This window comes from Nocardioides endophyticus, from assembly GCF_039543845.1.
Lineage (GTDB): Bacteria > Actinomycetota > Actinomycetes > Propionibacteriales > Nocardioidaceae > Nocardioides > Nocardioides endophyticus.
In genome coordinates, this window is record NZ_BAABKN010000019.1 from 343,700 (window position 1) to 370,459 (window position 26,760).

General features: G+C 70.5%; 27 protein-coding genes and 1 tRNA gene. 11 read left to right on the top strand and 17 right to left on the bottom strand.

Annotated features, from left to right (window positions below):
* Positions 1-87 precede the first annotated feature (87 nt).
* Positions 88-1,230 (top strand): LLM class flavin-dependent oxidoreductase, encoded by a 1,143-nt coding sequence (locus ABEA33_RS16260; protein WP_345527878.1) that lies wholly within the window; start codon positions 88-90, stop codon positions 1,228-1,230.
* Positions 1,227-1,844, top strand: coding sequence for an FMN reductase (locus tag ABEA33_RS16265; RefSeq protein ID WP_345527879.1), 618 nt, complete (start codon positions 1,227-1,229; stop codon positions 1,842-1,844). The genes ABEA33_RS16260 and ABEA33_RS16265 overlap by 4 nt, the downstream gene beginning before the upstream one ends.
* Positions 1,845-1,890: 46 nt before the next feature.
* Here the strand turns inward: ABEA33_RS16265 and ABEA33_RS16270 are convergent, their stop codons facing one another.
* Positions 1,891-2,418 carry a YbhB/YbcL family Raf kinase inhibitor-like protein gene (locus ABEA33_RS16270; RefSeq protein ID WP_345527880.1) on the bottom strand — a complete coding sequence of 176 codons (528 nt, stop codon included), beginning with the start codon at positions 2,416-2,418 and terminating at the stop codon, positions 1,891-1,893.
* A 96-nt stretch (positions 2,419-2,514) separates the two neighbouring features.
* On the opposite strand from ABEA33_RS16270, the gene cobA reads away from it, so the two are divergent.
* On the top strand, positions 2,515-3,741 hold the full coding sequence (gene cobA, locus ABEA33_RS16275; protein ID WP_345527881.1) for a uroporphyrinogen-III C-methyltransferase: 1,227 nt from the start codon (positions 2,515-2,517) through the stop codon (positions 3,739-3,741).
* Positions 3,741-4,544, top strand: coding sequence for a TrmH family RNA methyltransferase (locus tag ABEA33_RS16280; protein ID WP_345527882.1), 804 nt, complete (start codon positions 3,741-3,743; stop codon positions 4,542-4,544). The genes cobA and ABEA33_RS16280 overlap by 1 nt, the downstream gene beginning before the upstream one ends.
* On the opposite strand, the gene ABEA33_RS16285 is transcribed toward ABEA33_RS16280, so the two are convergent.
* Both ABEA33_RS16285 and def read right to left on the bottom strand, forming a co-directional pair.
* On the bottom strand, positions 4,528-4,695 hold the full coding sequence (locus ABEA33_RS16285; protein ID WP_345527883.1) for a hypothetical protein: 168 nt from the start codon (positions 4,693-4,695) through the stop codon (positions 4,528-4,530). The genes ABEA33_RS16280 and ABEA33_RS16285 overlap by 17 nt on opposite strands.
* Complete coding sequence (gene def / locus ABEA33_RS16290) at positions 4,683-5,264, bottom strand: peptide deformylase (protein ID WP_345527884.1); 582 nt, start codon at positions 5,262-5,264, stop codon at positions 4,683-4,685. The genes ABEA33_RS16285 and def overlap by 13 nt, the downstream gene beginning before the upstream one ends.
* Positions 5,265-5,428: 164 nt before the next feature.
* Between def and ABEA33_RS16295 the strand changes: the two genes are divergently transcribed.
* Positions 5,429-6,793, top strand: a complete 1,365-nt coding sequence (locus tag ABEA33_RS16295) for an acyl-CoA dehydrogenase family protein (protein ID WP_345527885.1) — start codon at positions 5,429-5,431, stop codon at positions 6,791-6,793.
* Positions 6,793-8,010 carry an acyl-CoA dehydrogenase family protein gene (locus ABEA33_RS16300; RefSeq protein ID WP_345527886.1) on the top strand — a complete coding sequence of 406 codons (1,218 nt, stop codon included), beginning with the start codon at positions 6,793-6,795 and terminating at the stop codon, positions 8,008-8,010. Before ABEA33_RS16295 ends, ABEA33_RS16300 begins: the two co-directional genes overlap by 1 nt.
* Positions 8,011-8,073: 63 nt before the next feature.
* On the opposite strand, the gene ABEA33_RS16305 is transcribed toward ABEA33_RS16300, so the two are convergent.
* The 3 genes from ABEA33_RS16305 to galK all read right to left on the bottom strand — a co-directional run bounded on the left by ABEA33_RS16305 (position 8,074) and on the right by galK (position 11,221).
* Complete coding sequence (locus tag ABEA33_RS16305; RefSeq protein WP_345527887.1) at positions 8,074-9,486, bottom strand: LLM class flavin-dependent oxidoreductase; 1,413 nt, start codon at positions 9,484-9,486, stop codon at positions 8,074-8,076.
* Positions 9,487-9,509: 23 nt separating this feature from the next.
* Positions 9,510-9,941: a hypothetical protein gene (locus tag ABEA33_RS16310; RefSeq protein WP_345527888.1), complete on the bottom strand. Its 432-nt coding sequence runs from the start codon at positions 9,939-9,941 to the stop codon at positions 9,510-9,512.
* Positions 9,942-10,045: 104 nt separating this feature from the next.
* Positions 10,046-11,221, bottom strand: a complete 1,176-nt coding sequence (gene galK, locus ABEA33_RS16315) for a galactokinase (protein ID WP_345527889.1) — start codon at positions 11,219-11,221, stop codon at positions 10,046-10,048.
* A gap of 36 nt (positions 11,222-11,257) precedes the next feature.
* Between galK and ABEA33_RS16320 the strand changes: the two genes are divergently transcribed.
* A complete protein-coding gene (locus tag ABEA33_RS16320) occupies positions 11,258-12,694 on the top strand; it encodes a GuaB1 family IMP dehydrogenase-related protein (protein ID WP_345527890.1) in 1,437 nt (478 codons plus the stop codon).
* A 4-nt stretch (positions 12,695-12,698) separates the two neighbouring features.
* Here the strand turns inward: ABEA33_RS16320 and ABEA33_RS16325 are convergent, their stop codons facing one another.
* From ABEA33_RS16325 to ABEA33_RS16350, 6 genes are all read right to left on the bottom strand, one after another.
* On the bottom strand, positions 12,699-14,414 hold the full coding sequence (locus ABEA33_RS16325) for a BCCT family transporter (protein WP_345527891.1): 1,716 nt from the start codon (positions 14,412-14,414) through the stop codon (positions 12,699-12,701).
* 71 nt (positions 14,415-14,485) lie between these two features.
* A complete protein-coding gene (locus ABEA33_RS16330) occupies positions 14,486-15,076 on the bottom strand; it encodes a LysR family substrate-binding domain-containing protein (RefSeq protein ID WP_345527893.1) in 591 nt (196 codons plus the stop codon).
* Between the two features lie 7 nt (positions 15,077-15,083).
* Complete coding sequence (locus ABEA33_RS16335; RefSeq protein WP_345527894.1) at positions 15,084-15,347, bottom strand: GlsB/YeaQ/YmgE family stress response membrane protein; 264 nt, start codon at positions 15,345-15,347, stop codon at positions 15,084-15,086.
* 16 nt (positions 15,348-15,363) lie between these two features.
* Entirely contained in the window at positions 15,364-16,065 is a 702-nt protein-coding gene (locus tag ABEA33_RS16340) for an FAD-binding oxidoreductase (RefSeq protein WP_345527895.1), read from the bottom strand.
* Positions 16,062-16,673, bottom strand: coding sequence for a sulfite oxidase-like oxidoreductase (locus ABEA33_RS16345; RefSeq protein WP_345527896.1), 612 nt, complete (start codon positions 16,671-16,673; stop codon positions 16,062-16,064). The genes ABEA33_RS16340 and ABEA33_RS16345 overlap by 4 nt, the downstream gene beginning before the upstream one ends.
* 38 nt (positions 16,674-16,711) lie before the next feature.
* Complete coding sequence (locus ABEA33_RS16350) at positions 16,712-17,947, bottom strand: hypothetical protein (protein WP_345527897.1); 1,236 nt, start codon at positions 17,945-17,947, stop codon at positions 16,712-16,714.
* 109 nt (positions 17,948-18,056) lie between these two features.
* Here ABEA33_RS16350 and fadD1 point away from each other — a divergent pair, with 109 nt between their 5' ends.
* Positions 18,057-19,649, top strand: coding sequence for a fatty-acid--CoA ligase FadD1 (gene fadD1, locus ABEA33_RS16355; RefSeq protein ID WP_345527898.1), 1,593 nt, complete (start codon positions 18,057-18,059; stop codon positions 19,647-19,649).
* Between the two features lie 247 nt (positions 19,650-19,896).
* Here fadD1 and ABEA33_RS16360 read toward each other — a convergent pair whose 3' ends face one another.
* Positions 19,897-20,526 (bottom strand): hypothetical protein, encoded by a 630-nt coding sequence (locus ABEA33_RS16360; RefSeq protein ID WP_345527899.1) that lies wholly within the window; start codon positions 20,524-20,526, stop codon positions 19,897-19,899.
* On the opposite strand from ABEA33_RS16360, the gene ABEA33_RS16365 reads away from it, so the two are divergent.
* Entirely contained in the window at positions 20,519-21,211 is a 693-nt protein-coding gene (locus ABEA33_RS16365; RefSeq protein ID WP_345527900.1) for an LCP family protein, read from the top strand. The two genes, ABEA33_RS16360 and ABEA33_RS16365, sit on opposite strands and share 8 nt — an antisense overlap.
* A 3-nt stretch (positions 21,212-21,214) precedes the next feature.
* Here the strand turns inward: ABEA33_RS16365 and ABEA33_RS16370 are convergent, their stop codons facing one another.
* Together ABEA33_RS16370 and ABEA33_RS16375 are read right to left on the bottom strand one after the other, a co-directional pair.
* The gene (locus tag ABEA33_RS16370) at positions 21,215-22,966 is read right to left on the bottom strand and encodes a CHAP domain-containing protein (RefSeq protein ID WP_345527901.1); all 1,752 of its coding nucleotides are present in this window, start codon (positions 22,964-22,966) and stop codon (positions 21,215-21,217) included.
* Positions 22,967-23,124: 158 nt separating this feature from the next.
* A tRNA-Leu gene (locus ABEA33_RS16375) sits at positions 23,125-23,210 on the bottom strand.
* Between the two features lie 79 nt (positions 23,211-23,289).
* Between ABEA33_RS16375 and ABEA33_RS16380 the strand changes: the two genes are divergently transcribed.
* Positions 23,290-24,615 (top strand): M20/M25/M40 family metallo-hydrolase, encoded by a 1,326-nt coding sequence (locus ABEA33_RS16380; protein ID WP_345527902.1) that lies wholly within the window; start codon positions 23,290-23,292, stop codon positions 24,613-24,615.
* Positions 24,616-24,653: 38 nt separating this feature from the next.
* Here the strand turns inward: ABEA33_RS16380 and ABEA33_RS16385 are convergent, their stop codons facing one another.
* Both ABEA33_RS16385 and ABEA33_RS16390 read right to left on the bottom strand, forming a co-directional pair.
* Entirely contained in the window at positions 24,654-24,836 is a 183-nt protein-coding gene (locus ABEA33_RS16385; RefSeq protein WP_345527997.1) for a DUF5703 family protein, read from the bottom strand.
* Positions 24,837-24,896: 60 nt separating this feature from the next.
* Positions 24,897-25,844 (bottom strand): aldo/keto reductase, encoded by a 948-nt coding sequence (locus ABEA33_RS16390; RefSeq protein WP_345527903.1) that lies wholly within the window; start codon positions 25,842-25,844, stop codon positions 24,897-24,899.
* An 88-nt stretch (positions 25,845-25,932) separates the two neighbouring features.
* Between ABEA33_RS16390 and ABEA33_RS16395 the strand changes: the two genes are divergently transcribed.
* On the top strand, positions 25,933-26,757 hold the full coding sequence (locus ABEA33_RS16395) for an undecaprenyl-diphosphate phosphatase (RefSeq protein WP_345527904.1): 825 nt from the start codon (positions 25,933-25,935) through the stop codon (positions 26,755-26,757).
* Positions 26,758-26,760 lie beyond the last annotated feature (3 nt).

Sequence of the window (26,760 nt, forward strand, 5' to 3'; positions counted from 1 at the left end):
ATACCGGGGTGCCGCGCGTCGTTGAGCGGTTAGTTCGCTATTCAACTAAATTGGCGGGCATCCAACTACCTTCAGGAGTGAGCGGACATGCAGTTCGGCATCTTCACCGTCGGCGACGTCACGGCGGACCCCACCACGGGTCGGACGCCGAGCGAGCACGAGCGGATCAAGGCCACCGTCGCGATCGCCAAGAAGGCGGAAGAGGTCGGCCTCGATGTCTTCGCGACCGGTGAGCACCACAACCCGCCGTTCATCGCGTCGAACCCCACTGCGACGCTCGCCTACATCGGCGCACAGACCGAGCGGATCATCCTCTCGACCGCGACCACGCTGATCACCACGACCGACCCTGTGCTGATCGCCGAGGACTACGCCAAGATCCAGCACCTCACCGACGGCCGCGTCGACCTGATGATGGGCCGCGGCAACACCGGGCCCGTCTACCCGTGGTTCGGGAAGGATATCCGCGACGGCATCAACCTGGCCGTGGAGAACTACGCCTTGCTCCGCCGGCTCTGGGATGAGGACATCGTCAGCTGGGAGGGCAAGTTCCGTACGCCGCTCCAGGGCTACACCTCCACCCCGCGGCCGCTCGACGGCGTGGCGCCGTTCGTCTGGCACGGGTCGATCCGCAGCCCCGAGATCGCCGAGCAGGCGGCGTACTACGGCGACGGCTTCTTCCACAACCACATCTTCTGGCCGGCCGGCCACACGAAGCAGATGGTCGACCTCTACCGCCGCCGGTTCGAGCACTACGGGCACGGCACCGCCGACCAGGCGATCGTCGGCCTCGGCGGGCAGTTCTTCATGCGGAAGAACAGCCAGGACGCGGTCGACGAGTTCCGGCCGTACTTCGACAACGCGCCGGTCTACGGCCACGGCCCGTCGCTGGAGGACTTCACCGAGGCGACGCCGCTGACCGTGGGGTCCCCGCAGCAGGTGCTCGAGCGCACGCTCGGCTTCCGTGACTACGTCGGCCATTACCAGCGTCAGCTCTTCCTGGTGGACCACGCAGGCCTGCCGCTGAAGACGGTGCTGGAGCAGCTCGACCTCCTCGGCGAGCTGCTGCCGGAGCTGCGCAAGGGCATGGCCGAGGGTCGTCCGGCCCACGTGCCGGACGCGCCCACCCACGCCTCACTGGTCGCCGCCGCCGGCGGCGCTCACGACTCGACCGTGCACGCGGTCGACGACGTCACCGGCACCACGGACCGAGCGGAAGTGGTGGCATGACGAAGCTCGTCGTCATCAGCGCCGGCCTGAGCATCCCCTCCTCCACGAAGCTCCTCGCCGACCGGCTCACGGCCGCCACGGTCGAGGCGCTGGAGGATGTGGAGGTCACCCACGTCGAGCTGCGCGACCTCGCCCACCAGGTCACCGACCAGCTGCTGACCGGGTTCCCCGGTGCCGAGCTGTCGGCGGCCCAGGAGGCGGTCCGCGCGGCCGACGGGCTGATCGTCGTCACGCCGGTCTTCTCGGCGTCGTACTCCGGCCTCTTCAAGTCGTTCTTCGACGTGCTGGAGATCGGGGCGCTCGACGGCAAGCCGGTGCTGGTCGCCGCGACGGCCGGCACCGCCCGGCACTCACTCGTTCTGGAGCATGCCCTGCGCCCGCTCTTCGCCTACCTGCACGCGGTCGTGGTGCCGACCGGCGTCTTCGCCGCGACCGAGGACTTCGCCGGGACCGACCTGGCCTCCCGGGTGGCCCGGGCCGCGGGGGAGCTGGCCCTGCTGATGGGCAAGGTTAGCCGGGTGGACAGTGCGAGCCCGGTCCGCAGGACCGTCGAGGACGAGTTCGCCGAGCCGACCCCGTTCGAGCAGCTGCTCCGCGAGGCGTCGGGCCGCTAATTGCCTGCGCCGCCGACTGGGTCTCGACACGCCGGTCGCGACCTCGCTAGTGCTGGTAGGTCCCGTGGAGGATCGCGCGCCCGGCGGTCTTGAACGCCAGGTTGAACGACACCACCGCTGGCGAGGCGTCGGAGTCGACGCCCAGGGACTCCTCCTTCACGGCGTGCACGACGAAGAAGTAGCGGTGCACCTGGTCGCCCGGCGGCGGGGCGGCGCCCATGAATGCCTTCGGGCCACCGTCGTTGCGACACATGAACGCGTTGCCGGGCAGGGACGTGCCCTCGGCTCCGGCGCCCGCGTCGAGCGACGCGACATCGGCCGGCAGGTCCACCAGGACCCAGTGCCAGAAGCCGCTCGGCGTCGGCGCGTCCGGATCGAAGCAGGTGACCGTGTAGCTCTTCGTGCCCTCAGGTGCGCCCTCCCAGGAGAGCTGCGGCGAGGTGTTGCCCGCTTCGGCGACCTGGTCGTCCTTCAACGGTGCGCCGTCAGTGATGTCTGCACTGGTCACCGTGAAGGACGGTACGGCGGGCAGCAGGTCGTACGGGTTCGGCGTGACCGGACGGTCGAGGGTCATGGCGCTCCTAACGGACGGTGACGGACAAGGCTCAACGTAGTCCGGTGGGTGAACCCGCGTCACCGGCCCGCGACGAGCAGCCGGGATGATGGTCCGATGGACGACTTCCCCATCTACCCATCGGGACTGCGGCTGACGGGACGACGCGTGGTCGTCGTCGGCGGCGGCCACGTGGCCCAGCGCCGGGTGCCGCAGCTGATCTCGGTCGGGGCCGACGTCCACCTGGTGTCTCCAGAGGTCACCCCGGCGATCGAGGGCATGGTCACGGCCGGGGAGATCGCCTGGCACCAGCGCGGCTTCGCGGCCGCCGACCTCGACGAGACCTGGTATGTCATCGCAGCGACCGACGACCACGACGTCAACGAGGAGGTCTCGGCCGCAGCAGACGCCAGGAGGATCTTCTGCGTGCGCTCGGACGACGCCACCCGGGCCACCGCGTGGACCCCGGCGGTCGGTCGGCACGCCGGGGTGACCGTCGCGGTGCTCGGTCAGCGCGAGCCGCAGCGCTCCGCCGCCGTACGCGACGAGATCCTGGAGGGACTGCGCGAGGGCACGATCGTGGCCCGGCACCAGCGCGACCGTACGCCGGGCGTGGTGCTCGTCGGCGGCGGCCCGGGCGACCCCGACCTGATCTCGGTCGCCGGCCGCAAGGCGCTGATGGAGGCCGACCTCGTGGTCGCCGACCGGCTCGCCCCGCGCGAGCTGCTCGGCGAGCTGCCGGCCGACGTCGAGCTCGTCGACGTGGCCAAGCTCCCGCGCGGGCGGTCGGCGCAGCAGGAGGAGATCAACCGGATCATCGTCGAGGGTGCCCTCGCCGGGAAGCGCGTCGTGCGGTTCAAGGGAGGCGACAACTTCGTCTTCGGTCGGGGTTACGAGGAAGTGCTCGCCTGCCGCGAGGCCGGCGTCCCGGTGACCGTCATCCCGGGGCTGTCGAGCTCGGTCTCCGTCCCGGCCGTGGCCGGCATCCCGGTCACGCACCGCGGCGTCACCCACGAGTTCACCGTGGTCTCCGGCCACCTGCCGCCCGGCCACGCCGAGTCGCTCGTCAACTGGCCCGCGATCGGCCAGCTCACCGGCACCGTCGTGCTGATGATGGCCGTCGAGAACGCGCCCGCGATCGCGGCGGCGCTGGTCGACGGCGGGCGCCCTGCCGCGACCCCGGTCGCCGTCGTCTGCGACGGGACGATGCCGGGGGAGCGGACGGTGCTGGCGACCCTCGGCACCCTCGCCGACGAGCTGGCCGCCCACGACGTACGCCCGCCGGCGATCATCGTCATCGGCGAGGTGGTCGCCGTCGCGCACCCGGCTGCTTTCGGGTTCTGATGGCCAACGTCGTCGAGATCGACGACCCGGCCGACCCGCGGCTGGGCGACTACCGCGACCTCCGCGACGTCGAGCTGCGCAAGCACGTCGAGGCGGAGCACGGACTCTTCCTCGCCGAGGGCGAGAAGGTGGTCCGGCGATCGGTCCAGGCCGGCTTCACGCCCCGGTCCTTCCTGATGGCGCCGCGCTGGGTGGCCGGCCTCGCTGACGTGCTCGAGACCACGGACGCACCCTGCTACCTCGTGGAGGAGGCGCTCGCCGAGCAGGTCACCGGCTTCCACGTGCACCGCGGAGCCCTCGCGTCCTTCGAGCGCCGCCCGCTGCCCAGCGTCGCGGCGGTGCTCGACGGCGCCCGGTCGGTGCTCGTCCTGGAGGACCTGGTCGACCACACCAACGTCGGCGCGATCTTCCGCTCCGGTGCGGCGTTCGGATTCGACGCCGTACTCCTTGCGCCGCGGTGCGCCGACCCGCTCTACCGCCGCTCGATCAAGGTCGGCATGGGGGCCGTCTTCAGCACGCCCTGGACCCGTCTGCCCGACTGGTACGACGCCCTGCCGTCGCTCTCCGCGGCCGGGTTCACCACCGTCGCCCTGACCCTGGCGGACGATGCCACCGCGATCGAGGACGCTGTGGCCGGCGTCGACAAGGTCGCCCTCGTGCTCGGCTCCGAGGGCCATGGACTGTCGCGCCGCTGGGAGCGGTCCGCCGACCGGCGCGCGATCATCCCGATGCGCGCCGGCATCGACTCCCTCAACGTCGCCGCCGCCACGGCCGTCGCCTGCTACATCACCGCTCGACGCTGAGCTCGTAGATGAGCTCGACGCCGTCCTCCTCGTCCCACTGCTCGCCGTTGTGGACGAAGGGGTACTGGCGGATCAGTCCCAGCGACGCCTTGTTGTCATGGGAGATCGTGGCGCGCACGATGCGTACGGCGCGGACCGTCACGCGGGCCACTCGGGCGGGAACTCGTCTGCGACCCTGTCGTGCGCCTTCTGGAGCCTCTTGCGGAGCTTGGTGGGGAGCCGGTCGCCGAAGACGGTGCCCAGGGTGTGGTCGGTCTCGTGCTGCAGGCAGCGGGCCAGCAGGCCGTCGCCGGAGTAGGTCACCAGCTCGCCGTCGAGGCCGGTGCCGGTGACGGTCGCGAAGTCGGGGCGAGCGCACTCGACGAACGCGCCCGGGAACGACAGGCAGCCCTCGTCGTCGGCGTCGAGGTTGCGGTCGCCGACCTCGGGGAGGGTGAGGACGGGGTTGCAGACGACCCCGACGGTCCGCTGACCGTCGGCGTCCGGGCAGTCGAAGACGAACATCGCGACGTCCTCGCCGATCTGACAGGCGGCCAGGCCGACCCCGTCGGCGGCGTACATCGTGGCGACCATGTCGGCGGCGAGGGCGCGGAGCGCATCGTCGTACGCCCGCACCTGCGCCTGGGCCCGGTGCATCACCGGGGTGCCCCAGCGGGTCATCGGGCGGACGGCGCCACCTGTGGGAAGAGGTCCGTGCGGGGCGAGGGGCTCGTCGGGCATGGGGCAGATCCTAGGTTCTCGATATCGTCGCTCGGATGTGCCGTTCCTGCCGGCGTGGGTCGAGGCCTGTGCTTCTGGAGGATCCGGCGCGACTTCTGACCGGTGTGACCGGGCCCACGAGTCAGGCCGTAGCGCTCGTTGTAACTCCAAGTTACATTCAGCGTATGTCAATCCTCCAGAGCCTGCGCCCCGGCGGCAGGCACGGTGTCGCCTCCACGGAGACCCGCGATCCGATCGGGTACGCCGTCGCCGCGCTGAGCCGACTCGCGCAGAGTGACATGCTCGACCGCCTCGGGCTCCGCAAGCAGACCGAGACCGCCGTCTACTCCGCCACTCGTGGCGGCTTCAAGACGACCGCGGCTGCCGGTCGGGCCTTCGCCAAGACCGGCAAGTCGGGGAGCCCCGGCACCCGACCGACCGCGACGGCGGCCCCGGGAGTCTTCGACCTCACGCCGAGCGAGGACGAGCAGCTGCTCGTCGACGTCGTCACCGAGCTCGCCGCCGAGGTGCTGCGCCCCGCCGCGGCCGAGGCCGACGAGACCTGCGTCGCGCCGGAAGCCGTCCTCAAGGCGGGCCTCGACGTCGGCCTACCCATCCTCGGCCTCCCCGAGTCGTTGGGCGGCATCACCGAGGAGCGTTCGGCCGTAGCCGGTGCGCTCGTCGCCGAGGCGCTCGCCCACGGGGACCTCGGCCTGGCCGTGGCCTCCCTGGCACCCGGGTCGGTCGCGACCGCCATCGGGCTGTGGGGGAGCGACGCCCAGCAGCAGACCTATCTGGCCGCCTTCGCCGATGGTGCCGTCCCGGCGGCCGCCATCGCGCTGAGCGAGCCGACCGTCCTCTTCGACGTCCTCGCACCTGGGACGACGGCCGTTCGGACCGAGGACGGCTACGTCCTCAACGGCCTCAAGTCCGCGGTGCCCCGGGGGTCCGACGCCGAGCTGTTCGTCGTCGGTGCCCTGCTCGACGGCGCCCCGGTGCTCTTCCTGGTGGAGTCCGGCACCGCCGGTCTCCACATCGAGGCCGACCCTGCGATGGGCGTGCGGGCGGCCGGCCTCACCCGCCTGCACCTGTGCGACGTCACCGTCCCTGCCGATGCGGTGCTCGGGGCGACCGACGGCACGACGTACGCCGAGTGCGTGCGCCTGTCGCGGCTGGCCTGGTGCGCACTGGGCGTGGGTGTCGGGCAGGCGGTGCTCGACTACGTGACGCCGTACGTCAAGGAGCGGGAGGCGTTCGGCGAACCCGTGGCGCACCGCCAGTCGGTGGCTTTCATGGTCGCCAACATCGCGATCGAGCTGCAGGCGATGCGGCTGCTGACCTGGAAGGCAGCGTCTCGGGCTGCTGCCGGCGAGGACTTCGCCCGCAACGTCGCGCTCGCCCGGCAGCTCTGCGCCGACAAGGGCATGCAGATCGGGCTGGACGGCGTCCAGCTGCTCGGCGGCCATGGCTTCGTCAAGGAACATCCGGTCGAGCGCTGGTACCGCGACCTCCGGTCCATCGGCATCATGGAAGGCGCGGTGCTCATCTGATGGCGATCAAGCTGGACGACCCGAGGAAGTTCCGGCAGCTGACCGGGCAGGCCCACCAGGTCGCGATGAACATGCTGCGACCGATCTCGCGCAAGTACGACAAGGCCGAGCACGCCTACCCCAAGGAGCTCGACATGCTCGCCGCGATGATCGACGGGCTCTCCGAGTCCGGCGCCAGCGAGGGGGCAGGAGCCGCCGGGGTGAAGCGGGACGACGCGCCCGCTGCCCAGGGCGGCGTCAGGAACGGCACCAACCTCGCCTCGGTGATGTCGATCGTGGAGATGTGCTGGGGCGACGTCGGGCTGCTGCTGTCGATGCCGCGCCAGGGGCTCGGCAACTCCGCCATCGCGTCCGTCGCCGACGATGAGCAGCAGGCGCGCTTCGAGGGTGTCTGGGCCGCCATGGCGATCACCGAGCCCGGAACCGGCTCCGACTCGGCGAACATCGCCACGACCGCCGTACTCGACGGCGATCACTACGTCATCAACGGCGAGAAGATCTTCGTGACCTCCGGTGAGCGGGCAGACGCGATCGTCGTCTGGGCGACGCTCGACAAGTCGCTCGGCCGGGCCGCGATCAAGTCGTTCGTGGTGCCGAAGGGCACTCCCGGCATGACCGTCGAGCGCCTCGAGCACAAGCTCGGCATCAAGGCGTCCGACACCGCGACCATCCGGTTCGAGGACTGCCGGGTGCCGGCCTCGAACCTGCTCGGGTCTGCCGACGTCGACACCAAGCAGGGCTTCGCGGGAGCGATGGCGACCTTCGACAACACGCGCCCGCTGGTGGCCGCGATGGCTGTCGGCTGCGCGCGGGCCTCGCTTGACCTCACCAGAGAGCTGCTGTCGCAGGCCGGGGTGTCGGTGGACTACGACCGACCGGCGCTCACCCAGTCGGCGGCAGCCGCCAAGTTCCTCCAGATGGAGGCGGACTGGGAGGCGGCGTACCTCTTGATGCTCCAGGCGGCCTGGATGGCCGACAACCGGCAGCCGAACTCGCTCGAGGCCTCGATGGCCAAGGCGAAGGCCGGCCGGATCGGCTCCGACATCACGCTGTCGTGCGTCCAGCTCGCTGGCCCGCTCGGCTACAGCGAGGCGGAGCTGCTCGAGAAGTGGGCCCGCGACTCGAAGATCCTCGACATCTTCGAAGGCACCCAGCAGATCCAGCAGCTGATCGTCGCGCGCCGAGTGCTCGGGCTGACCAGCGCTGAGCTCAAGTGAGGAGCAGGTGCCCGGCGTGGCACGAGGTCGGATCCGGCGGGTCGAGACCGGTGTGCCGACCGACTACGTCAACAGCGGCGACAGACGCTCCACGTCGTCTGGGCCGTCGAGGTCGCTGATGGCGAGGAACACCGCGTCGACGCCTCGTTCGGCGAGCCTGCCGTAGCGGTCGCGCTGCTCGGCCGGGGTGCCGGCGTGTGTGCGCTCGGCGTACGTCGATGCCTTCGTGCTCCCGCGGAGCCGCTCGACGCGTGTCCAGGTGTCGTCGCGGTCGCGGCCGACGATGGGCAGGTCCAGCACGCTGACCGTGGTGTCGGTGCCCTGGACGGCGGCCAGTGCCCGGTCGACCTGCTCGGTGCGGACGTTGACGGCATCCGCGAGCCGCGCTCCGATGCGGAGGGTGCGCTCACCGGCGCCGCCCAGGATGATCGGGATGTCGTGCGCAGGGCGGGGGTACGACGTGGTCTCCGGGAGTTCGGCAGCCGCTTTGGTCCCGGGAGCCCACAGCGCTCGCATCGTCTCGATGGCGACCTCGACCCGGTCGAGCCGCTGCCCGGCGGGCGGGAAGGGCACGCCGTACGCCGCGTGCTCGCGCTCCCACCAGCCGGCGCCGAGCCCGACGAACGCGCGGCCGCCGGTGACTGCGTCCAGGGTGGCCGCGGCCTTGGCCGTGATGCCCGGCGGTCGGAACGTCACCGGCGTGACGAGCGTGCCGAGCTCGAGGCGGGTGTCGAGGCCGGCGAGCAGTCCGAGCGTCACCCACGGCTCCGGGATCGGCTCCCACGCCCTCCCGACCTGCGGGATCTGGATCAGGTGGTCCATCAGTGCGAGCCCGGCGAACCCGGCGTCGTCGGCGGCGCGGGCGATCGCAGTGAGCCAGGCGGCCGGGTCCTCGCCCCACGGAAATCTTCCGACCTGGAGCACGAACCGCAGCCCCTGAGAGCTGCGTCGCTCCGCGGCTGACGGGGTCGTGAGTCCCAGCGGGCGCTGGGGCGCACTCTCAGGCACACGACCCCAGTCGGTGATGCGGAGCACGGCGTCCCAGCCCTCGAGGTCGAGAGCCGTGCTGGTGACACCGGCCTTGCGGAGCTGGCCGGCGAGGACCTGCGCGGGCACCGGGCGGTCGCGTTGCCTGTTCCGCTCGCGGCACAGCTCAGGGGGAGTGTCGAAGCGCATCACCACGGCCGGGAGGTGCGCGGCGCGGGCCGCTGCGAGCCACGCCGTACGCCGGGAGTCGTCGAGGCCGAGCGTGTCGACGACGGTCGTCAGGCCGCGGCCGAGACGGGCGGCGACGATGCGTTCGAGCAGGTCGAAGGCGTCGGCCGAGGCGTCCAGATCGCTCGGCCCGCTGCCGACCACCCCGCGCAACGCGTCGGAGGAGACGATCTCCTCCGATCGGTAGCGACTTGCCGCCCAGGTCGACTTACCCGCACCGGACGGCCCTACCAGCACCACCAGCGCCGGGTCGGGCAGCACGGGATCGGGCAGGTCGAGGTCCGTCAGTCCTCCGCCCCGGCGGCGGGTGCCTTCTTCGCCGGTGCCTTCTTGACCGGTGCCTTCTTGGCCGGGAGCTTGCCGCTCGGGGACTTCTTGGCGGGTGCCTTCTTGGCGGGTGCCTTCTTCGCCGGTGCCTTCTTGGCGGTGGCGGGCTTGAGCTCGACGACTCGGGCCACGTCTGCTGGGGTCGGAATCTCACCGTCGACAACCGGCGGCTTCGGTGCGGACGGCGGCGTCGGCGTTGGTGTCGGAGACTGCATCAGCCGGTCGGCAATCGTCTGGGCGACCTGCCCGACGACCATGAATCCCAGCGACAGCACCCCCCGGACCTGATCGGCGGCCTTCCTCGCGGCGGCCTCGGGATCGGCGACGGCGCCGCGGACCGTATCGGCCACGGCGTCCTGGATCTTCTCGATCGGTGACTTGTCAGGCATGCCAGGGATTCAAGCACGGCTGCGGGCGGCCCAAGGCATGCCGTTTGGTCACCAACCGCAGAAATCAGGCCGGAGATCTGCGGTGGGTGACCAAACGGCGTAGCTCAGGACACCACCACGGCCGCACCGCTCGGCTCGGCGAGCAGGTGCTGAGGGGCCCGGAAGGCCGCCGCAACGAAGGCGGTGTCGATGGTCCGCACGACCGCTTCGAGCCGCTCGGTGGGGACCAGCGCGATCGCGGAGCCGCCGAAGCCGCCTCCGGTCATCCGGGCGCCGATGGCGCCGGCCTCGACGGCGGTGGAGACGGTCAGGTCGAGCTCCGGACAGGAGATCTCGAAGTCGTCGCGCATCGAGGCGTGCGAGGCAGCGAAGATCCGCCCGACCGACGCCCAGTCGGCAGCCTCCAGAGCGGCTGCGGTCTGGGACACCCGCGTGATCTCCGTGACGATGTGCGTGGCGCGCCGGCGCACCCTCTCGTCGCCGATGCCGGCGACGGACTCGAGCGTTGCCTGACGGAGGCTGGGTACGCCGAGGGCGTCCGCGGCCGCCTCGCAGTCGGCCCGGCGGGCGGCGTAACCACCGTCGACCAGAGCGTGCTGCACCCGGGTGTCGGTCACCAGCAGCGCCAGGCCGGCATCGGCGAGGCCGAGGGGGACCGGCGACGAGGTATCGGAGTCGAAGTCGATCAGCAGCGCCGCATCAGCCGCCGCCAGCAGCGAGATCGTCTGGTCCATCCCGCCGGTCGGGGCGCCGGCGACCTCGGTCTCGGCGCGCATGCAGGCACGGACCAGTCGGTTCCGCAGGTCGTCGTCGACCTCGAGCCCGAGAAGCCCACACACAGCGAGCGCGACGCTGCACTCGAGGGCCGCCGAGCTCGACAGACCGGCGCCGAGCGGCACGGTGCCGTGCACGGCGATATCCAGGCCGGGCACGTCGATGCCGTCCTCGCGCAGCGCCCACAGCACGCCGGCGACGTACGTCGCCCACCCGTCGACCTCGCCCGGTCCGACCGCATCGATGGTGCCGGTCCACGGCTGGCCGTCGTCCCCGCTCGCGATCCGCACGACGCCGTCGTCACGGGCGGCGACCGCCGCGTACGTCGTGTGCGCCAGAGCCACGGGCAGCACCAGCCCGCGGTTGTAGTCGGTGTGCTCGCCGATCAGGTTCACCCGACCGGGCGCGCGGGCGACGACGGTCGCGTCGCCGGCGTACACCTCGCGGAACAACGCGCGCGTCGCCTCGGTCAGCGCCGACGGTTGGCCCGGCTCCACGAACGGCATGGGTTCACCCTAGAGACCGCCGTAGACTGCTGCGACGTGCGGTTCCTCGATGCGACAGCCCCCGGCCACGACCTGACCTACGACGACGTCTTCATGGTCCCGCGGCACTCCGCCGTGGCCAGCCGGTACGACGTCGACCTGGCCACCACCGACGGCACCGGTGCCACGCTCCCGCTGGTCGTCGCCAACATGACGGCGATCGCGGGCAAGCGGATGGCCGAGACGATCGCCCGCCGCGGCGGTCTCGCCGTGATCCCGCAGGACATCCCGACCTCCGTGGTCGCCGACGTCGTCGCGTTCGTGAAGACCCGTGACCTGGTCTTCGACACCCCGATCGAGCTGCGGCCGGACCAGACCGTCGCCGAGGCAGTGTCACTGATCCCCAAGCGCGCGCACCGGGCGGCCGTCGTGGTCGACGCGGGTCGCCCGATCGGGATCGTCTCGGAGGCCGACTGCGCCGAGGTCGACCGGTTCGCTCAGGTCCAGCACGTGATGCAGCCGGTGGCCGTGCGGCTGCGCGAGGACGCCGACCCGCGGGCCGCCTTCGACGCCCTCCACGCGGCGCACGCGCCGATGGCGGTCGCCGTCGACGAGGAGGGCGCGCTGGTCGGCGTTCTCACGCGCACCGGGGCGCTGCGTGCCACCCTCTACAACCCCGCGGTCGATGCGCACGGCGGGCTGCGGATCGCGGCAGCCGTGGGCGTCAACGGCGATGTCGCACTCAAGGCCAAGGAGCTGCTCGACGCCGGCGTCGACTGCCTCGTGGTCGACACCGCGCACGGCCACCAGGACCGGATGCTGGAGGCACTCGCCGCCGTACGCTCGCTCGACCCGCAGGTCCCGGTCGTGGCCGGCAACGTCGTCGATGCCGATGGCACCCGGGCGCTCATCGCCGCCGGCGCCGACATCGTCAAGGTGGGCGTCGGACCGGGCGCCATGTGCACGACGCGGATGATGACCGGGGTCGGTCGCCCGCAGTTCTCGGCCGTGGTCGAGTGCGCGGCCGCGGCTCGAGAACTCGGCAAGCACGTGTGGGCCGACGGGGGAGTGCGCCATCCGCGCGACGTCGCACTCGCGCTCGCCGCCGGTGCGTCCGCGGTCATGGTCGGCTCCTGGTTCGCCGGCACCCACGAGTCGCCCGGTGACCTGATGCACGACGCCGACGGCCGCGCGTTCAAGGTCTCCTTCGGGATGGCCTCGGCGCGCGCGGTCGCCAACCGGACGAGCACCGAGTCGGCGTACGACCGGGCCCGCAAGGGCCTCTACGAGGAGGGCATCTCGTCCTCGCGGATGTACCTCGACCCCGCCCGTCCCGGCGTGGAGGACCTCATCGACGAGATCTGCTCCGGGGTGCGCTCAGCCTGCACGTACGCCGGCGCGACCACGCTCGCCGAGCTCCACGAGCGGGCCGTCGTCGGCGTTCAGTCGGCAGCGGGCTTCCACGAGGGTCGCCCGCTGCCGACGGGGTGGTGAGGGACTAAGCGTCTGGGTCCTTGTCCACCGAGATGACGAAGTCGTCTCCGTGCTCGGTCACCCCAGCAACGACCGCCTGCTCGACGGCATCGGCGCCGTACCTGCGACGCACCATCAACGGATCGCTGCGCAGGTCCTTCATCAAGGAGACGCAGAGGCCGAGCATCACCACGACGAACGGTAGGGCCGCGACGATCGTGATCGACTGCAGCCCGGTGAGGGCGTTGGATCCTCCGACGAGCAGCATCACGGCCGCGACCGAGCCGGTCGCGACACCCCAGAAGATCACGGTACGGCGACGCGGCTCCTGGCTTCCCCGCTCGGACAGCGTCCCCATCACGATGGACGCGGCGTCGGCCCCGGACACGAAGAAGATCGCGACCAGGATCATCACGATGACCGTCGTGACCGTGGCGAGCGGATAGGCGTCGAGCGTGTTGAACAGCTGCGACTCGATCTTGCCGCCGCCGGCCCCCGCGATGTCGGTGCCGGTCTGCTGGAGCTTGATCGCGGCCCCGCCGAAGATGCAGAACCAGACCAGGCTGACCACGCTCGGCACGAGCAGCACCCCGGTGACGAACTGGCGGATCGTGCGACCCCGCGAGATCCGCGCGATGAACATGCCCACGAACGGCGTCCACGAGACCCACCAGGCCCAGTAGAAGATCGTCCACGACTCGAGCCAGGCGTTGACGTCGTCGCCCTCGGCCGCCGTGCGCGCGGACATCATCGGCAGGTCGCCGAGGTAGCTCCCGACCGAGGTCGGGACCAGGTTGAGCATGAAGATCGTCGGGCCGCCGATGAAGATGAAGAGTGCCAGCGCGAGGGCGAGCACCATGTTGATGTTGGACAGCCACTGGATGCCGCGGGCGACACCTGAGACCGCCGACAGGATGAAGGCGACAGTGAGGACGGCGATGATCGCGATCAGTACGGCGTTGCCGACCGTGCCGATCGAGGTGACGATCTCGAGGCCGGTCCCGATCTGGAGGGCTCCGAGGCCGAGCGACGCCGCCGAGCCGAAGAGGGTCGCGAAGATCGCCAGCATGTCGATGACCCGGCCCCAGCCGCCGTTGACCCGCTTGCCCAGGAGCGGCTCGAACGCCGCCGAGATCAGCTGCACCCTCCCCTTGCGATAGGTGCCGTAGGCGATGGCCAGCCCGACGACCGCATAGATGGCCCACGGGTGCAGCGTCCAGTGGAAGAGCGTGGTCGCCATCGCGGTCTGGACCGACCCGGCGTCACCCGTGCCTGGGGGTGCCGTCGTGAAGTGGCTGATCGGCTCGCCGACGCCGTAGAACATCAGCCCGATCCCCATGCCGGCGCTGAACATCATCGCGACCCACGAGACCGTCCGGAACTCCGGCGTCTCGTCGTCACGACCCAGCGGGATGTCGCCGTAGCGGCTGGCTGCCAACCAGACCACGAAGACGACGATCGCGCTCGCCGTGAGGACGAACAGCCAACCGGTGTCCTCCATCACCCACGTCAGGGCCCTGTCGGACGCCGACGCGAGACTGCTGGTGCTGATGAAGCCCCACGCCAGGAACGCGAGCGCGATGCCGGCGGTGACGCCGAACACGACGCGGTCGAGGCCACCCGGTCTGCTCGCGGCCTCCTCGACGGGCCGGTCGAGCGCCGGGTGCGGGATCGGGTCCGCCGCCGGCAGCTTCGCCGCGTCGAGGACCCGTTTGGTCGGACGTTGCTCTTGTGTGGTCACTGGATGCGCCTTCCACGAGATCGCCGGTCCCGAAACCGTGCGTCATCTCACGGTAGCCCTCCGCGACCGCGCTACCGGGAGCTGCGCTCCGAGCGTCCCCGCACGATCCCGATGAACCGCTGGACCCACGGGTCCTCGTTGTCGATCAGCCAGGTGAGCCCGACAGTGGTCGACGGCAGGTCGGTCACCACACGATGGGTGACGTCTTTTCGGTTGTGGAGTCGCGCGATCGACATCGGCACGATCACGACTCCGGTGCCGGAGGCCACGACCTCGACGGCGTCCTTCACGGTCATCGGAGGCCAGGCCAGCTGGTCCGCATCGGGGGTCCAGCCTGACCGATCGGGCAGCACGAGCTGCTCGTCGGCGAGGTCGGCCGTCGTGACCTCGTCGGCCAGGGTCAGCAGGTGCTCGGCGCCCATCACGGCGACGGGCAGCTCCTCGTACAACGGGATGAGGTGCAGCCCGTCGCGGTCGACCGGGAGCCGGACGAGGGCCATGTCGAGCGTGCCCTCCCGGATCCGGTCCTCCTGCTCCTCCTCGGTGAGGGGGACCAGCTCGAGTGGGTCCCGGGCGAAGCGATCGCGCCAGGTGCGCGCCCACTTGTCGGGCGTCGCTCCGCTGACGAAGCCGACCCGGAAGTGGCCGAACGCCTCGCTCACGAGGGCCTCAGGCGGTCTTGGACCGGCCCGCGTACCAGCGCCAGCCCGCCGTGATGATGAGCGCGCCGACGAGCGAGCCGATGATGCCGCTGGCGCGCAGCTCGATGCCGTCGTCGGCCAGCAGGCTGATCAGGAGGCCGCCTACGAACGACCCGACGAGGCCGGCCACGATCGCCATGGTCCAGTCGATGGCGCCGCCGTCACGACCGAGGATGAGCTGTGCGCCGGCGCCGATGAGCATGCCGAAGAGGATGAGACCCAGGATGAGCATGGCCTGATCCTAGGGGTCAGGACGTCTCGCCGAACTGCTCGACTCGGATCGTATCGTTGCGGACGCCGGATTCCCCGAGCAGCCGGGTGGCGTACGACGCGAACCCGACCGAGCCGCAGACGTAGGCGCGCTCGATGCCGGCGACCAGGTCTTCGACCTCGGAGGGGTACGGCGGGGCCGCGACCCGGTCGCCGAGGTTCTCCCGGGTGAGCGCGATGAACGCGCCGTACGTCTGCAGCTCGGCGGCGTACGGCAGGTCCTGCCAGGTGCGGGCGACCACGACCACCTTCAGCTTGTCCTGGAGGCCGAGCCGCCGCGCGTAGCGGGTCATCGCCACGACCGGCACGACCCCGGACCCACCGGCGACGCACACTGCGGGGACGTCGCCCTCCCACACGAACCAGCCCCCGATCGGACCGCGCAGCTCGAGGACGTCGCCGACCGCGGCCTCGTCGTGCAGGAAGCCCGAGACCTCGCCGCCGGGCAGGCACTCGACCATCAGCTCCAGGAGCGGGTCGTCCGGGTCGGACGCGATCGAGTACGACCGCTGTGCGGTGTAGCCGTCGGGCGCGCGGAGCCGTACGACGTAGTGCTGCCCGGGCAGGTGGTCGACCCGGTCCTCGACGTGGAAGCGCAGCCGGACCAGGCGGTCTGTCGGATGGTCGAGCTCGATGATCGTGCCGGTGGTCCACCCACCGGCGGGAGCGGGCTCTGTCACGGGTCGCCCTGGTAGCGCTGCTCGAGCCAGGGATCGCCGCGGTCGTGGTAGCCGTTCTGCTCCCAGAAGCCCGGCCGGTCCCGGTCCATCAGCTCGAGCCGGGTGATCCACTTCGCGGACTTCCAGAAGTAGAGGTGCGGCACCAGCAGCCGGACCGGACCGCCGTGTCCCTTGGCGAGCGGCTTGCCGTCGAACTCCCAGACCACCCACGCCTTGCCGCCGGTGATGTCCTCCAGCGGCAGGTTGGTCGTGTAGCCGGTCGTGGAGTGCGCCATCACGAACGTCGCCTCGGGCCGCGGCTGCGCCGCCTCGAGCAGCGTGTCCACGCTGACGCCGGTGAAGGTCGTGTCGAACTTGGACCAGGTCGTCACGCAGTGGATGTCGCCGAAGTAGGTCGACCCCGGCAGCGCATGCATCTCGCGCCAGGACCAGCTCTGCGGGCTGGCGACCAGGCCGTCGACCGACATCGACCACTTGTCGACATCGAGGTTGGGTGTGGCCTCGGCCGTGAGCGTCGGCCAGCCGCTGCCGGTGTCGTACTGACCCGGAGGCAGCCGGTCGGGACGGGCGGGGCGACGCTTGCCGAGGAAGCCGCGAGTGATGGGCACGGGCCAAGTATGTCGGGTGGGTGTTACATCCGCATGGCTCAGAGGACCGTGATCGGGATGGACTTCCGCGTCTCGAACTCGAACGTTGCTCCGGTGCTGAACCGCGTCACGGCTACCTCGCCGAACTCTGGCGCCGGCTCCGTCCGGCGCACCAGGGTCGCCGTCCACGACTCCGCGTCGCCGGCGACGTCCACGTCGAAGTGCGGGTCGACAGCGCGGACGGCGGCCTGCAGCGGCCGGGTCTCACCGGGGCCGCAGAGGCCGATCCAGGCTCCGTCGGCGGTCGCGTCCGACGGCTTGACCGCCAGCGTGCAGCCGTCGATCGAGGCAGCGACGTACGCCGCAGGGTTGAGCAGCGGGTGCAGCTCCAGCACGCGCAGCGCCCCCTCCGGCGTGTCCGGGAGGTCGAGCGCACGCAGGATCCGCTCAGCGGCGATGCCGGCGATCCCGACGAGCTGCCTGGTCGCGATCTCGGTGGCCTGCGTCTCGTCGGAGGACCGCGCCCGAACGGCGTGCACGAAGGACAGGTTGAGCAGGTGCATCTGGAGGCAGACCTCGTCGGCGATCCGGACCAGCGCCGATTGCGAGAAGGCGCCGAAGTCGACGTCCGCGACCAGGTCGCCGGAGTAGTCGGCGGCGCCCTCGTCGGTCGAGTCGATCGGGGCGAGCTCGACGACTGCGGCCCGGGTCTTCTCGATGACGTGGTACGGCGCGAGCGGGGTGACCTCGGGGTGGGATTCGTCGATGATCACCGTCCACGCACAGTGCGGGTGCTGGTCGGTCGACGCCCGTGGCGGTCGGTGTACCGGGCGGACCTGGGCCTTCGGGTTGGTCGCCACCGCGGTGGCGTCGAAGGTGGGATCCTCGATGTCGTGGCACATCGAGCGCACGTACGGCTCGCCCATCGGCTCGACGTCCATGAGGGCGCCGCAGTGGTCGAGGTGGAACGTGCCGTGCCAGCGGTCCTGCACGTCGTACCGGAAGTCCATGAACTGCGGGGGAGCGCCGATGTCGAGCTGGAGCCCCTTGAAGATCGTGAAGACGTCGGCGCCCTCGTACTTCAGCGCCTTCTGCATCCGCCGCGTGTAGATCGGGCTCGATCCGGCCCATTCCTCGATGGCGACCTGTGCCATCTCCTCGCGGCCCCACGCGGAGATGCACCACGCCATGCCGGACCGGTCGATGAGCTGGCCGATCAGCAGCAGCTCGGGCACCAGGGTCGCGAGCTCGGCCCGGTCGAGGCTGGAGAAGCGGCTGACGGGACGGCTGGTCATCGATCCTCCGGGAGGCGGCATGTCGGAACTAGAACGTGTTGCAGACTAGACGATCGTCGCCTAGTTTGACGCGTGTCAACTCAGTGTGTGATCCATAAGAGGAGGCGTCGTGGCCGAGACGGTCCAGCAGCTGCTGCGCGAGCGCGCGGAGGACGACAACACGGCGGTGCGGTACGGCGAGGAGAGCTGGACCTGGCGCGAGCACGTCGCCGAGGCGTCGGCGGTCGCCGCCGCCCTCCTCGGTGCCGCCGACGAGAGTCGGCCGATGCACGTCGGCACGCTGTTGGGCAACGGGCCCGAGATGCTGCGGGCGATGGCGGCCGCCGCGCTGGGCGGGTACACGCTCTGCGGCATCAACAACACCCGCCGCGGCGAAGGCCTGCTGAAGGATCTGCGACGTGCGGAGTGCCAGATCCTGGTGACCGACGCCGAGCACCGGCCGCTGCTCGACGGCCTCGACCTCGACGGAGTGCTGGTGCTCGACACGTCGACACCGGCATGGGCCGAGCTGGTGGCGGGCGCGGGACCGTTGACCCCGTTGCGCGAGGTCGAGGCGATGGACACGTTCATGATGATCTTCACCTCCGGCACCAGCGGTGAGCCCAAGGCCGTGCAGGTCAACCACCTCATGGTGCTCTTCTCGGGCCTGAACCTGCAGGGCCGGTTCGAGCTGGGCCCGGACGACGTCTGCTACGTCGCGATGCCTCTCTTCCACTCCAACGCGGTGGTGGCCGGTTGGAGCCCCGCGGTGTGCGCGGGCGCCACGATCGTGCCGGAGAAGTTCTCCGCGTCCCGGTTCCTCCCCGACGTCCGCAAGTACGGCGTCACCTACATGAACTACGTCGGCAAGCCGCTCGCCTACGTGCTTGCGACCCCGGAGCAGCCGGACGACGCGGACAACACGCTCCGGGTGGCCTTCGGCAACGAGGCCAGCGATCGCGACATCGACGAGTTCAAGCGCCGGTTCGCCTGTGACGTGTGGGACGGCTTCGGCTCGACGGAGCTCGCCGTCATCATCACCCGCGAGCCGGGCACGCCGAAGGGTTCGATCGGCAAGGGCTTCGACGGCGTCGCCATCTACAACTCCGAGACGATCACGGAGTGCGCTGTCGCCGTCTTCGACGAGAACGGCGCGCTCACCAACGCCGACGAGGCCACCGGCGAGCTGGTGAACACCCAGGGTTCCGGCTACTTCAACGGCTACTACAACGACAAGACCGCGAACGACGAGCGGATGCGGCACGGCATGTACTGGTCCGGCGACCTCGCCTACCGGGATGCCGACGGCTGGATCTACCTCGCCGGCCGTACGGCGGACTGGATGCGGGTCGACGGCGAGAACCTCGCGGCCGCTCCGATCGAGCGGGTGCTCCAGCGACTGGAGGCCATCAACCGGGTCGCGGTCTACGCCGTCCCGGACGAGAACGTCGGCGACCAGGTGATGGCCGCGATCGTCCTCCAGGACGACGCGACCCTGTCGCCCGACGAGCTCGAAGCGTTCCTGGGCGAGCAGGCCGACCTTGCCGCGAAGGCGTGGCCGCGCTACGTCCGGATCGCGACCGATCTGCCGAGCACGGCCACCAACAAGGTGCTCAAGCGAGAGCTGGCGGCAGAGGGTGCGAGTGCCGGCGCAGGCGGCGTGCTCTGGACCCGGGCGGCTCGCGGGACGTCGTACGCCGTCGGGCAGGGCGTGCCGGTCTGACCCGTCGCTACCCGGGAACGCTCCCGCGCGTTGATATCTTGCTCCGGGATCGACCGGAAGGGTGCGCATGGCGGTGACCGTGGGACCTCCTGTGCCCGCGCCCTCGTCGCCGCAGCGTGACCAGGCGGGCGGCGCTGGACGCCACCGTGCCCCCCGGACCCGTGACTTCCGGCGCACGCGGAGCCTCGGAGCTGCGCTCGGGGTCACATTGCTCGGCGCGGTGCTCCCGGGAGCCGGCTACATCTGGTCACGCCGTCGCCTGGGCTACGCCATCCTGCTGCCGTTCCTGGCGGGTCTCGGCCTGACGGCCTACTACGTCGGCGACCTGGGACGGGCCGCTGACCTCGCGTTCGACCCGACCCGGCTCGAGGTGGCCGCGATCGTGCTGGCCGCGGTCTTCCTGGTCTGGGTGTTCGTGGTGGCGACGACCTATCTGATGGTCCGGCCGATCGGGATGCCGCGCCTGGAGAAGGGGCTCGGGGCTCTCGTCGTCGTGCTCCTCTGCGTCCTCGGCGGCCTGCCGGCAGTCCAGAGCATCCGCATCGCGCACAGCCAGGCCGGCCTCGTCAGCGCCGTCTTCGACGGCGAGGAGACCGCCACGGCACCCGACGACGTCACGAAGGCAGACCCGTGGGGAGGCCGCCAGCAGGTCAACGTGCTGCTCCTCGGCGGTGACGGGGGAGTAGGCCGCACCGGCATCCGGACCGACTCGGTGATCCTGCTCAGCATGAACACCAAGACCGGCAAGTCGGTCATGTTCAGCCTGCCGCGCAACATGATGAACGCGCAGTTCCCGGAGGGGACACCGCTGCACGACGCCTTCCCGGACGGGTTCCGCAACGCCGACGGGGTCGGACCCCGGCAACTGGATGCTCAACGCCGTCTACAGCCAGGTCCCCGCGCTCTACCCGCACATCCTGGGCAAGTCCGAGAACGAGGGCGCCGACGCCGTCAAGCAGGCGGTCGCGGGCAGCCTCGGGACCCACGTCGACTACTACGTTCTGATCAACCTCCTCGGGTTCCAGCAGCTGGTCGACGCGATCGGCGGCGTCACGGTGAACATCAACGAGCCGATCGCGATCAACGGCAACACGGACGCGGGGATCCCGCCGACGGGCTACCTCGAGCCCGGACCGGACCAGCACCTCAACGGCTTCCACGCGCTCTGGTACTCGCGCGGCCGGTGGGGCTCCGACGACTACGAGCGGATGCTGCGCCAACGCTGCATGGTCGACGCGCTCGTCGAGGCGGCCGACCCGCTCACGGTCCTGCGGCGGTACCAGGATCTTGCGTCCGCCGGGAAGCAGATCATGCGCACCGACATCCCTCGCGAGCTGATGCCGGCCTTCGTCGACCTCGCCCTGCAGGTCAAGGAGCGTCCGATGAAGTCGATGGCGTTCGTCTCCTCCGACAAGTTCTACTCCGGCGACCCAGACTACGAGTGGATGCACTCGGTCGTCGACAAGGCGCTGGACCCGCGCAAGAAGCCGTCCGGGAACCGCGACGACGCCGGGACCCCGGTCAAGACCCAGGACGCCTGCGGCTACCACCCGGTGGAGTGAGGGTCAGGGCATCGACACGGTGCCGCGCTTGGCGACCCGGGCGACCGTCGGGCTGCCCAGGTAGACGATCTTCAGCGCGCGCTTGCCCTTCGGCAGGTCGCTCACCCGCAGGCGGGCCACGCCGTGGCGGAGCACCACCTTCTGGCGGAAGCCGCCCTGCACCCGGACCTGGACCGCGCCCTCGACTGTGGGCACCAGACGGGTCAGCACGGTGAGACGCAGCTTCACGCCGTGCTTCAGCCGGACCCGCTCGACCTTGATGCGCGGTGTCGCCTTGGCCCGCGCGGTCACCGGAGTGGTCAGTGCCGTGGTCGCGTAGCCGGCCCGGACGACCGTGATGCTCGAGGAGATCTTGGCGCCGAGGTCGGCGCCGCTGACCCGGTACGTCGTGCCCACGGCTCCTGGCACGGGCTGTCCGTCGCGCAGCCACTGGATCGCCGCGGTCGCGTCGGTCGGACGGTAGAGCCCGGGGTCGACCGTGAGCGTCTGGCCGGGCTTGGCCTTGCCCGTCATGGTCGGCTTGCGCTTCGCCTTGATCGTGCCCAGGGCGACGGGGGCGGTCGCGGCCGTCGCGACGGCGATCGGGTCGTAGTAGGCGCGGCTCGCGGTCACCGAGGCGGTGATGGCGCGGCCGGCGAGGTCCGGGGTGAGCTTGAGGGTGCCGGTGACGGCGCCCGCGATCGGCTGCCCGTCGGCGTACCACTGCACGGTCGTGCTGTCGGGTGCGACGTTCCAGGCACCCTGGTTGAGGGTGAGCGTCTTGTCGACCTTCACCACACCGCTCACGGCGGGTGCGGTCGTGCTCGTGAGGACCCCGGGCAGGACGGCTGCGGTAGCGGCGGAGGTGGCTGCCTTCTTGGCGAAGCCCGTCTTGCTCGCCGTGGTCTTGACCTTGATGCTCTGGCCGAGGAGGCCGCCGGTGATCGGGAGCGTTGACTTGGTGGCACTGGGGATCGCGGCGCCGTTGGCGTACCACTGGTAGGAGACCTTGGCGTCGGTCGGGTTCCACGTGCCCGCCGACGCGGTCAGGGTGGACCCCACCTTGGCGATGCCCGAGACGGTGGGTGCCGCCTTGTTGACCAGCTTGAGGTCGTTGAAGTGGATGAACCCGCTTGGCCAGTTGCCGCTCGCCTTGGTGACGGTCGCCCAGGAGAAGTCGCCGCCCCAGCTGTCCTGGGAGATCACGATCTCGGTGGCAGAGACGACCCGTTCGACGTACGCCACGTGGCCGGCGGAGCCGGCGGGACCGGCGTTGGCCTTCCACCAGGCGACGGCGCCGACGGTCGGGACCTTGTCGGTGAGCGACGGGACCGACGTGCCCCAGTAGGTCGCGTTGCCTCCTCCCGACCACGGCCGGGTGTTGGGCAGGCCGCTGCTGACCATCCGGTAGGCGGCGTAGTTGGTGCAGTTGTGGCCGGCGTACATGCGCCAGTACATCTTGTCGTTGACGGCCGCGTAGCCTCCCGAGCCCATCCCCGCCTGGTTGCAGGCCTTGTAGCCGACGCACAGGTAGGAGCTCCGGGCGAACTTCACGCGTGACCTGGTCAGGCCGTCCGCCTTGGCCCGCCGCTGCTCCCGGGCGAGCATCGCGGCCCTGGTGCCTGGGGCGGGAGTGTTGGCACCGGCGCTGGCGGGCCGCCGATCTGGCTTCGCAGCCGCCTCAGCGGCGGTGGGGGCGTAGGCCAGTAGGCCGCTGATCAACGTGGCCACGACGGCGGAGATCAGCGGCGCGCGGAGACGGTCCGGGAGCGACACGGGTGGGAGTCTAGGGACAATTGTCCCCTCGCGTGAATAGTGTGACTCAAAAAGTCAAGCGACACGCCGTAGCGCGATGGTCAAATTACAACCGTGTGATTCCGATTCGACCGGCTCTGAAATGAAGAAAAGGCCCCGTGGAGCCGGGGCCTTTCCAGTGTCCGAGGGGGGACTTGAACCCCCACGCCCTAATACGGGCACTAGCACCTCAAGCTAGCGCGTCTGCCAATTCCGCCACCCGGACGAGTGCGGTGGAACAGTAGCAAAGGCGCGCCCCGAATCTCACATCGGGAGGGTCCTCGAGCAGATGACATGCTGGGGCCATGGCTGACGTAACTGCTGGCACGCACCATGCGGTCCCCGATCCTGCAGGCGAGGTCGTCGACCTGTGCCGTGAGCTGATCCGAATCGACACCAGCAACTACGGCGACGACTCGGGCCCGGGGGAGCGAAAGGCCGCGGAGTACGTCGCCGCGCTGCTCGACGAGGTCGGCATCGAGTCGACCCTGGTCGAGGGCACTCCCGGCCGGACCTCGGTGGTGGCTCGGTGGGGCGGCACCGAGGGTGACGGACTGCTGCTGCACGGCCACCTCGACGTCGTACCCGCCGCCGCCGAGGACTGGCAGGTCGACCCGTTCTCCGGCGAGATCCAGGACGGCTACGTCTGGGGCCGCGGCGCGGTCGACATGAAGGACTTCGACGCGATGCTGCTCAGCATCGTGCGCGACCGGCAGCGGACCGGACGGGTCCCGTCACGTCCGATCACGCTGTGCTTCACGGCCGACGAGGAGGCCGGCGGTCACCAGGGAGCCCAGGAGCTCGTCGAGGACCACCCCGACCTGCTCGAAGGCTGCACCGAGGCCGTCGGCGAGGTCGGTGGCTTCAGCGCGACGGTGCGCGGTCGACGGGTCTACCTGATCGAGGCAGCGGAGAAGGGCATGGCCTGGATGCGGCTGACCGCCCGCGGGCGCGCGGGTCACGGCTCGATGATCAACCGCGAGAACGCCGTGACCTCCCTGGCCGGCGCCGTGGCGCGGATCGGGGCCTACGAGTGGCCGGTGCGCCTGACGCCCGCGATGCGGACCCTGCTGGCCGCCGTGGGCGAGCTGGCCGGCACGGAGGCCACGCCGGAGAACGCCGAGGCGCTGGTCGAGGAGTTCGGGGGAGCGGCCCGGATGATGGGCGCGGTCATCCGCAACACCTGCAACCCGACGATGCTCGGCGCCGGCTACAAGGTCAACGTCATCCCGACCGAGGCGACCGCCCACGTCGACGGACGCTTCCTGCCGGGCTACGAGGACGAGTTCTTCGCGACGCTGGCCACGCTGGTCGGTGATGACATCGAGATCGACTACCTCAGCCACCAGCAGCCGTGGGAGACGCCGTACGACGGGGACCTGGTGGACGCGATGACCCGCTCGATCCTGGCCGAGGACGACGATGCGATCGTGGCGCCGTACCTGATGAGCGGCGGCACCGACGCCAAGCACTTCCGCAAGCTCGGCATGCGGTCCTACGGCTTCGCGCCGCTGCGCCTGCCGGCCGAGCTCGACTTCACCGCGCTCTTCCACGGGGTGGACGAACGGGTCCCGGTTGATGCTCTGGAGTTCGGTGCGCGCGTCTTCGACCGGTTCCTCGACGACGTCTGAGCCGGGTCGGGGTCGCTCGGGCCTCGTCGGCAGTGATGTCAAGCGGTCCGAACGGCGCGGATGATCTTGCGCCGCAGCACGACCCTTCGAGTGCCGTCGGGCCCGATCCGGACGCGGTCGAGCTCCCAGCCGCCGTGCTCGGCCCGCTCCACGAGCAGCCTGGTGACCACGTTGCGGGAGAACTCACGCGAGAAGGAGACCTTGTCGAACTCCCACTCCACCCCAGGGGTGGGCGGGCGGCGTAGCGCACGGCTCAATGCAGGACCCCTATCAGTCGTCGGTCAGTCGCTGGACACGTCGTCCAGGGCGTCGATGATCTCGGCCGGCAGGGTCAGCTCCTCGACCCCGAGAGCTCCCCGCAGCTGCGCCGCGGTCCGGGCGCCGATGATCGGGGCGGTGACGCCGGGCCGGTCGCGCACCCACGTCAGTGCGACCTCGAGCGCGGACAGCCCGAGGCCGTCGGCGGCGCGGGCGACGGCCTCGACGATCCCGGCGCCCCGGTCGTCCAGATAGGGGTTCACGAAGTTCGCGAAGTGCGCCGACGCGGCGCGCGAGTCCGACGGCGTGCCGGTCCGGTACTTGCCGGTGAGCACACCACGACCCAGGGGAGACCACGGGAGCACACCGAGGCCGAGCGCGGCGGCTGCCGGCAGGACCTCCTGCTCGACAGCCCGGTTGAGCAGCGAGTACTCCACCTGCGTGCTCGCCAGCGGCGTCCGGCCGGGTACGGCGCGCTGCCAGGTCGCGGCCTGGGCGGTCTGCCAACCGGAGTAGTTCGAGATCCCGACGTACGACGCCCGCCCGCTGCTCACCGCGTGGTCCAGGGCCGCGAGCGTCTCCTCGAGCGGGGTGTCGTCCGACCAGATGTGGATCTGCCAGAGGTCGACGTGCTCGACGCCGAGCCGCCGCAGGGAGCTGTCGAGCGTGGCCAGCAGGTGGCCGCGGGAGGTGTTGTAGGAGCGGCCGCCCGGGCGGGCGCTGATGCCCGCCTTCGTGGCGAGCACCACCTCGTCGCGTGCGACGACGTCACCGATCAGCGTCCCGATCAGCTCCTCGGACGCGCCGTTGCCGTAGCCCGCGGCCGTGTCGACGAGGGTGCCGCCGGCCTCGGCGAACGCGATCAGCTGGTCGCGCGCCTCGTGCTCGTCGGTGTCCCGCCCCCACGTCATGGTGCCCAGGCCGAGCCGGGACACCGTCAGGCCGGTCGTGCCGACTCGCCGCTGCTGCATGCCGACAAATTAGTCGGAACACCCTCGCGGGACGTCAGCGGCACGCCAGGTGAACGCCCGTAGGGCGGTCACATTAGGCTTCGGCGTCGTGGTGGACTTCCTGCAGGCTGTGGTCCTCGGTGTCATTCAAGGGCTGACCGAGTTCCTACCGATCTCGAGCAGCGCGCACCTGCGGATCTTCCCGGAGCTGTTCGGCTGGGGCGACCCGGGTGCGGCGTTCACCGCGGTCGTGCAGATCGGCACCGAGCTCGCCGTACTCATCTACTTCTGGCGCGACATCTGGCGGATCGCCTCCACCTGGCTGAAGTCGCTGTTCCGGCCGGAGTACCGAGGCCAGCTCGACGCGCGGATGGGCTGGTTCATCATCCTCGGCTCCGTCCCGATCGTGATCCTCGGCATCGCCCTCAAGGACACGATCGAGACCGAGTTCCGCAGCCTCTGGATCATCGGGACGATGCTCATCGTGATGGGCATCGTCCTCGGGATCGCCGACAAGGTCGGCAGCACCGAGAAGACGCTCAAGCAGCTCACCCTCCGCGACGCGGTCTTCATGGGCCTCGCCCAGGCGCTCGCGCTGATCCCCGGCGTCTCTCGGTCCGGAGCGACGCTCTCGATGGGCCGCTTCCTGGGCTACGACCGCGAGACCGCGACGCGCTACGCCTTCCTGCTCGCGATCCCCGCCGTGATCGGCGCGGGAGTGTTCCAGCTCAAGGACGTCCCGAACGGTGAGAACCTCTACGGCTGGGGCCCGACGATCGTGGCGACGATCGTCTCGTTCATCGTGGGGTACGCCGCGATCGCGTGGCTGCTGCGCTACGTGACCACGCACTCCTACACGCCGTTCGTGATCTACCGCATCGCCCTCGGCGCGGCGACACTGGCGCTGGTCGCCACCGGCGTCATCGCCGCCTGAGTG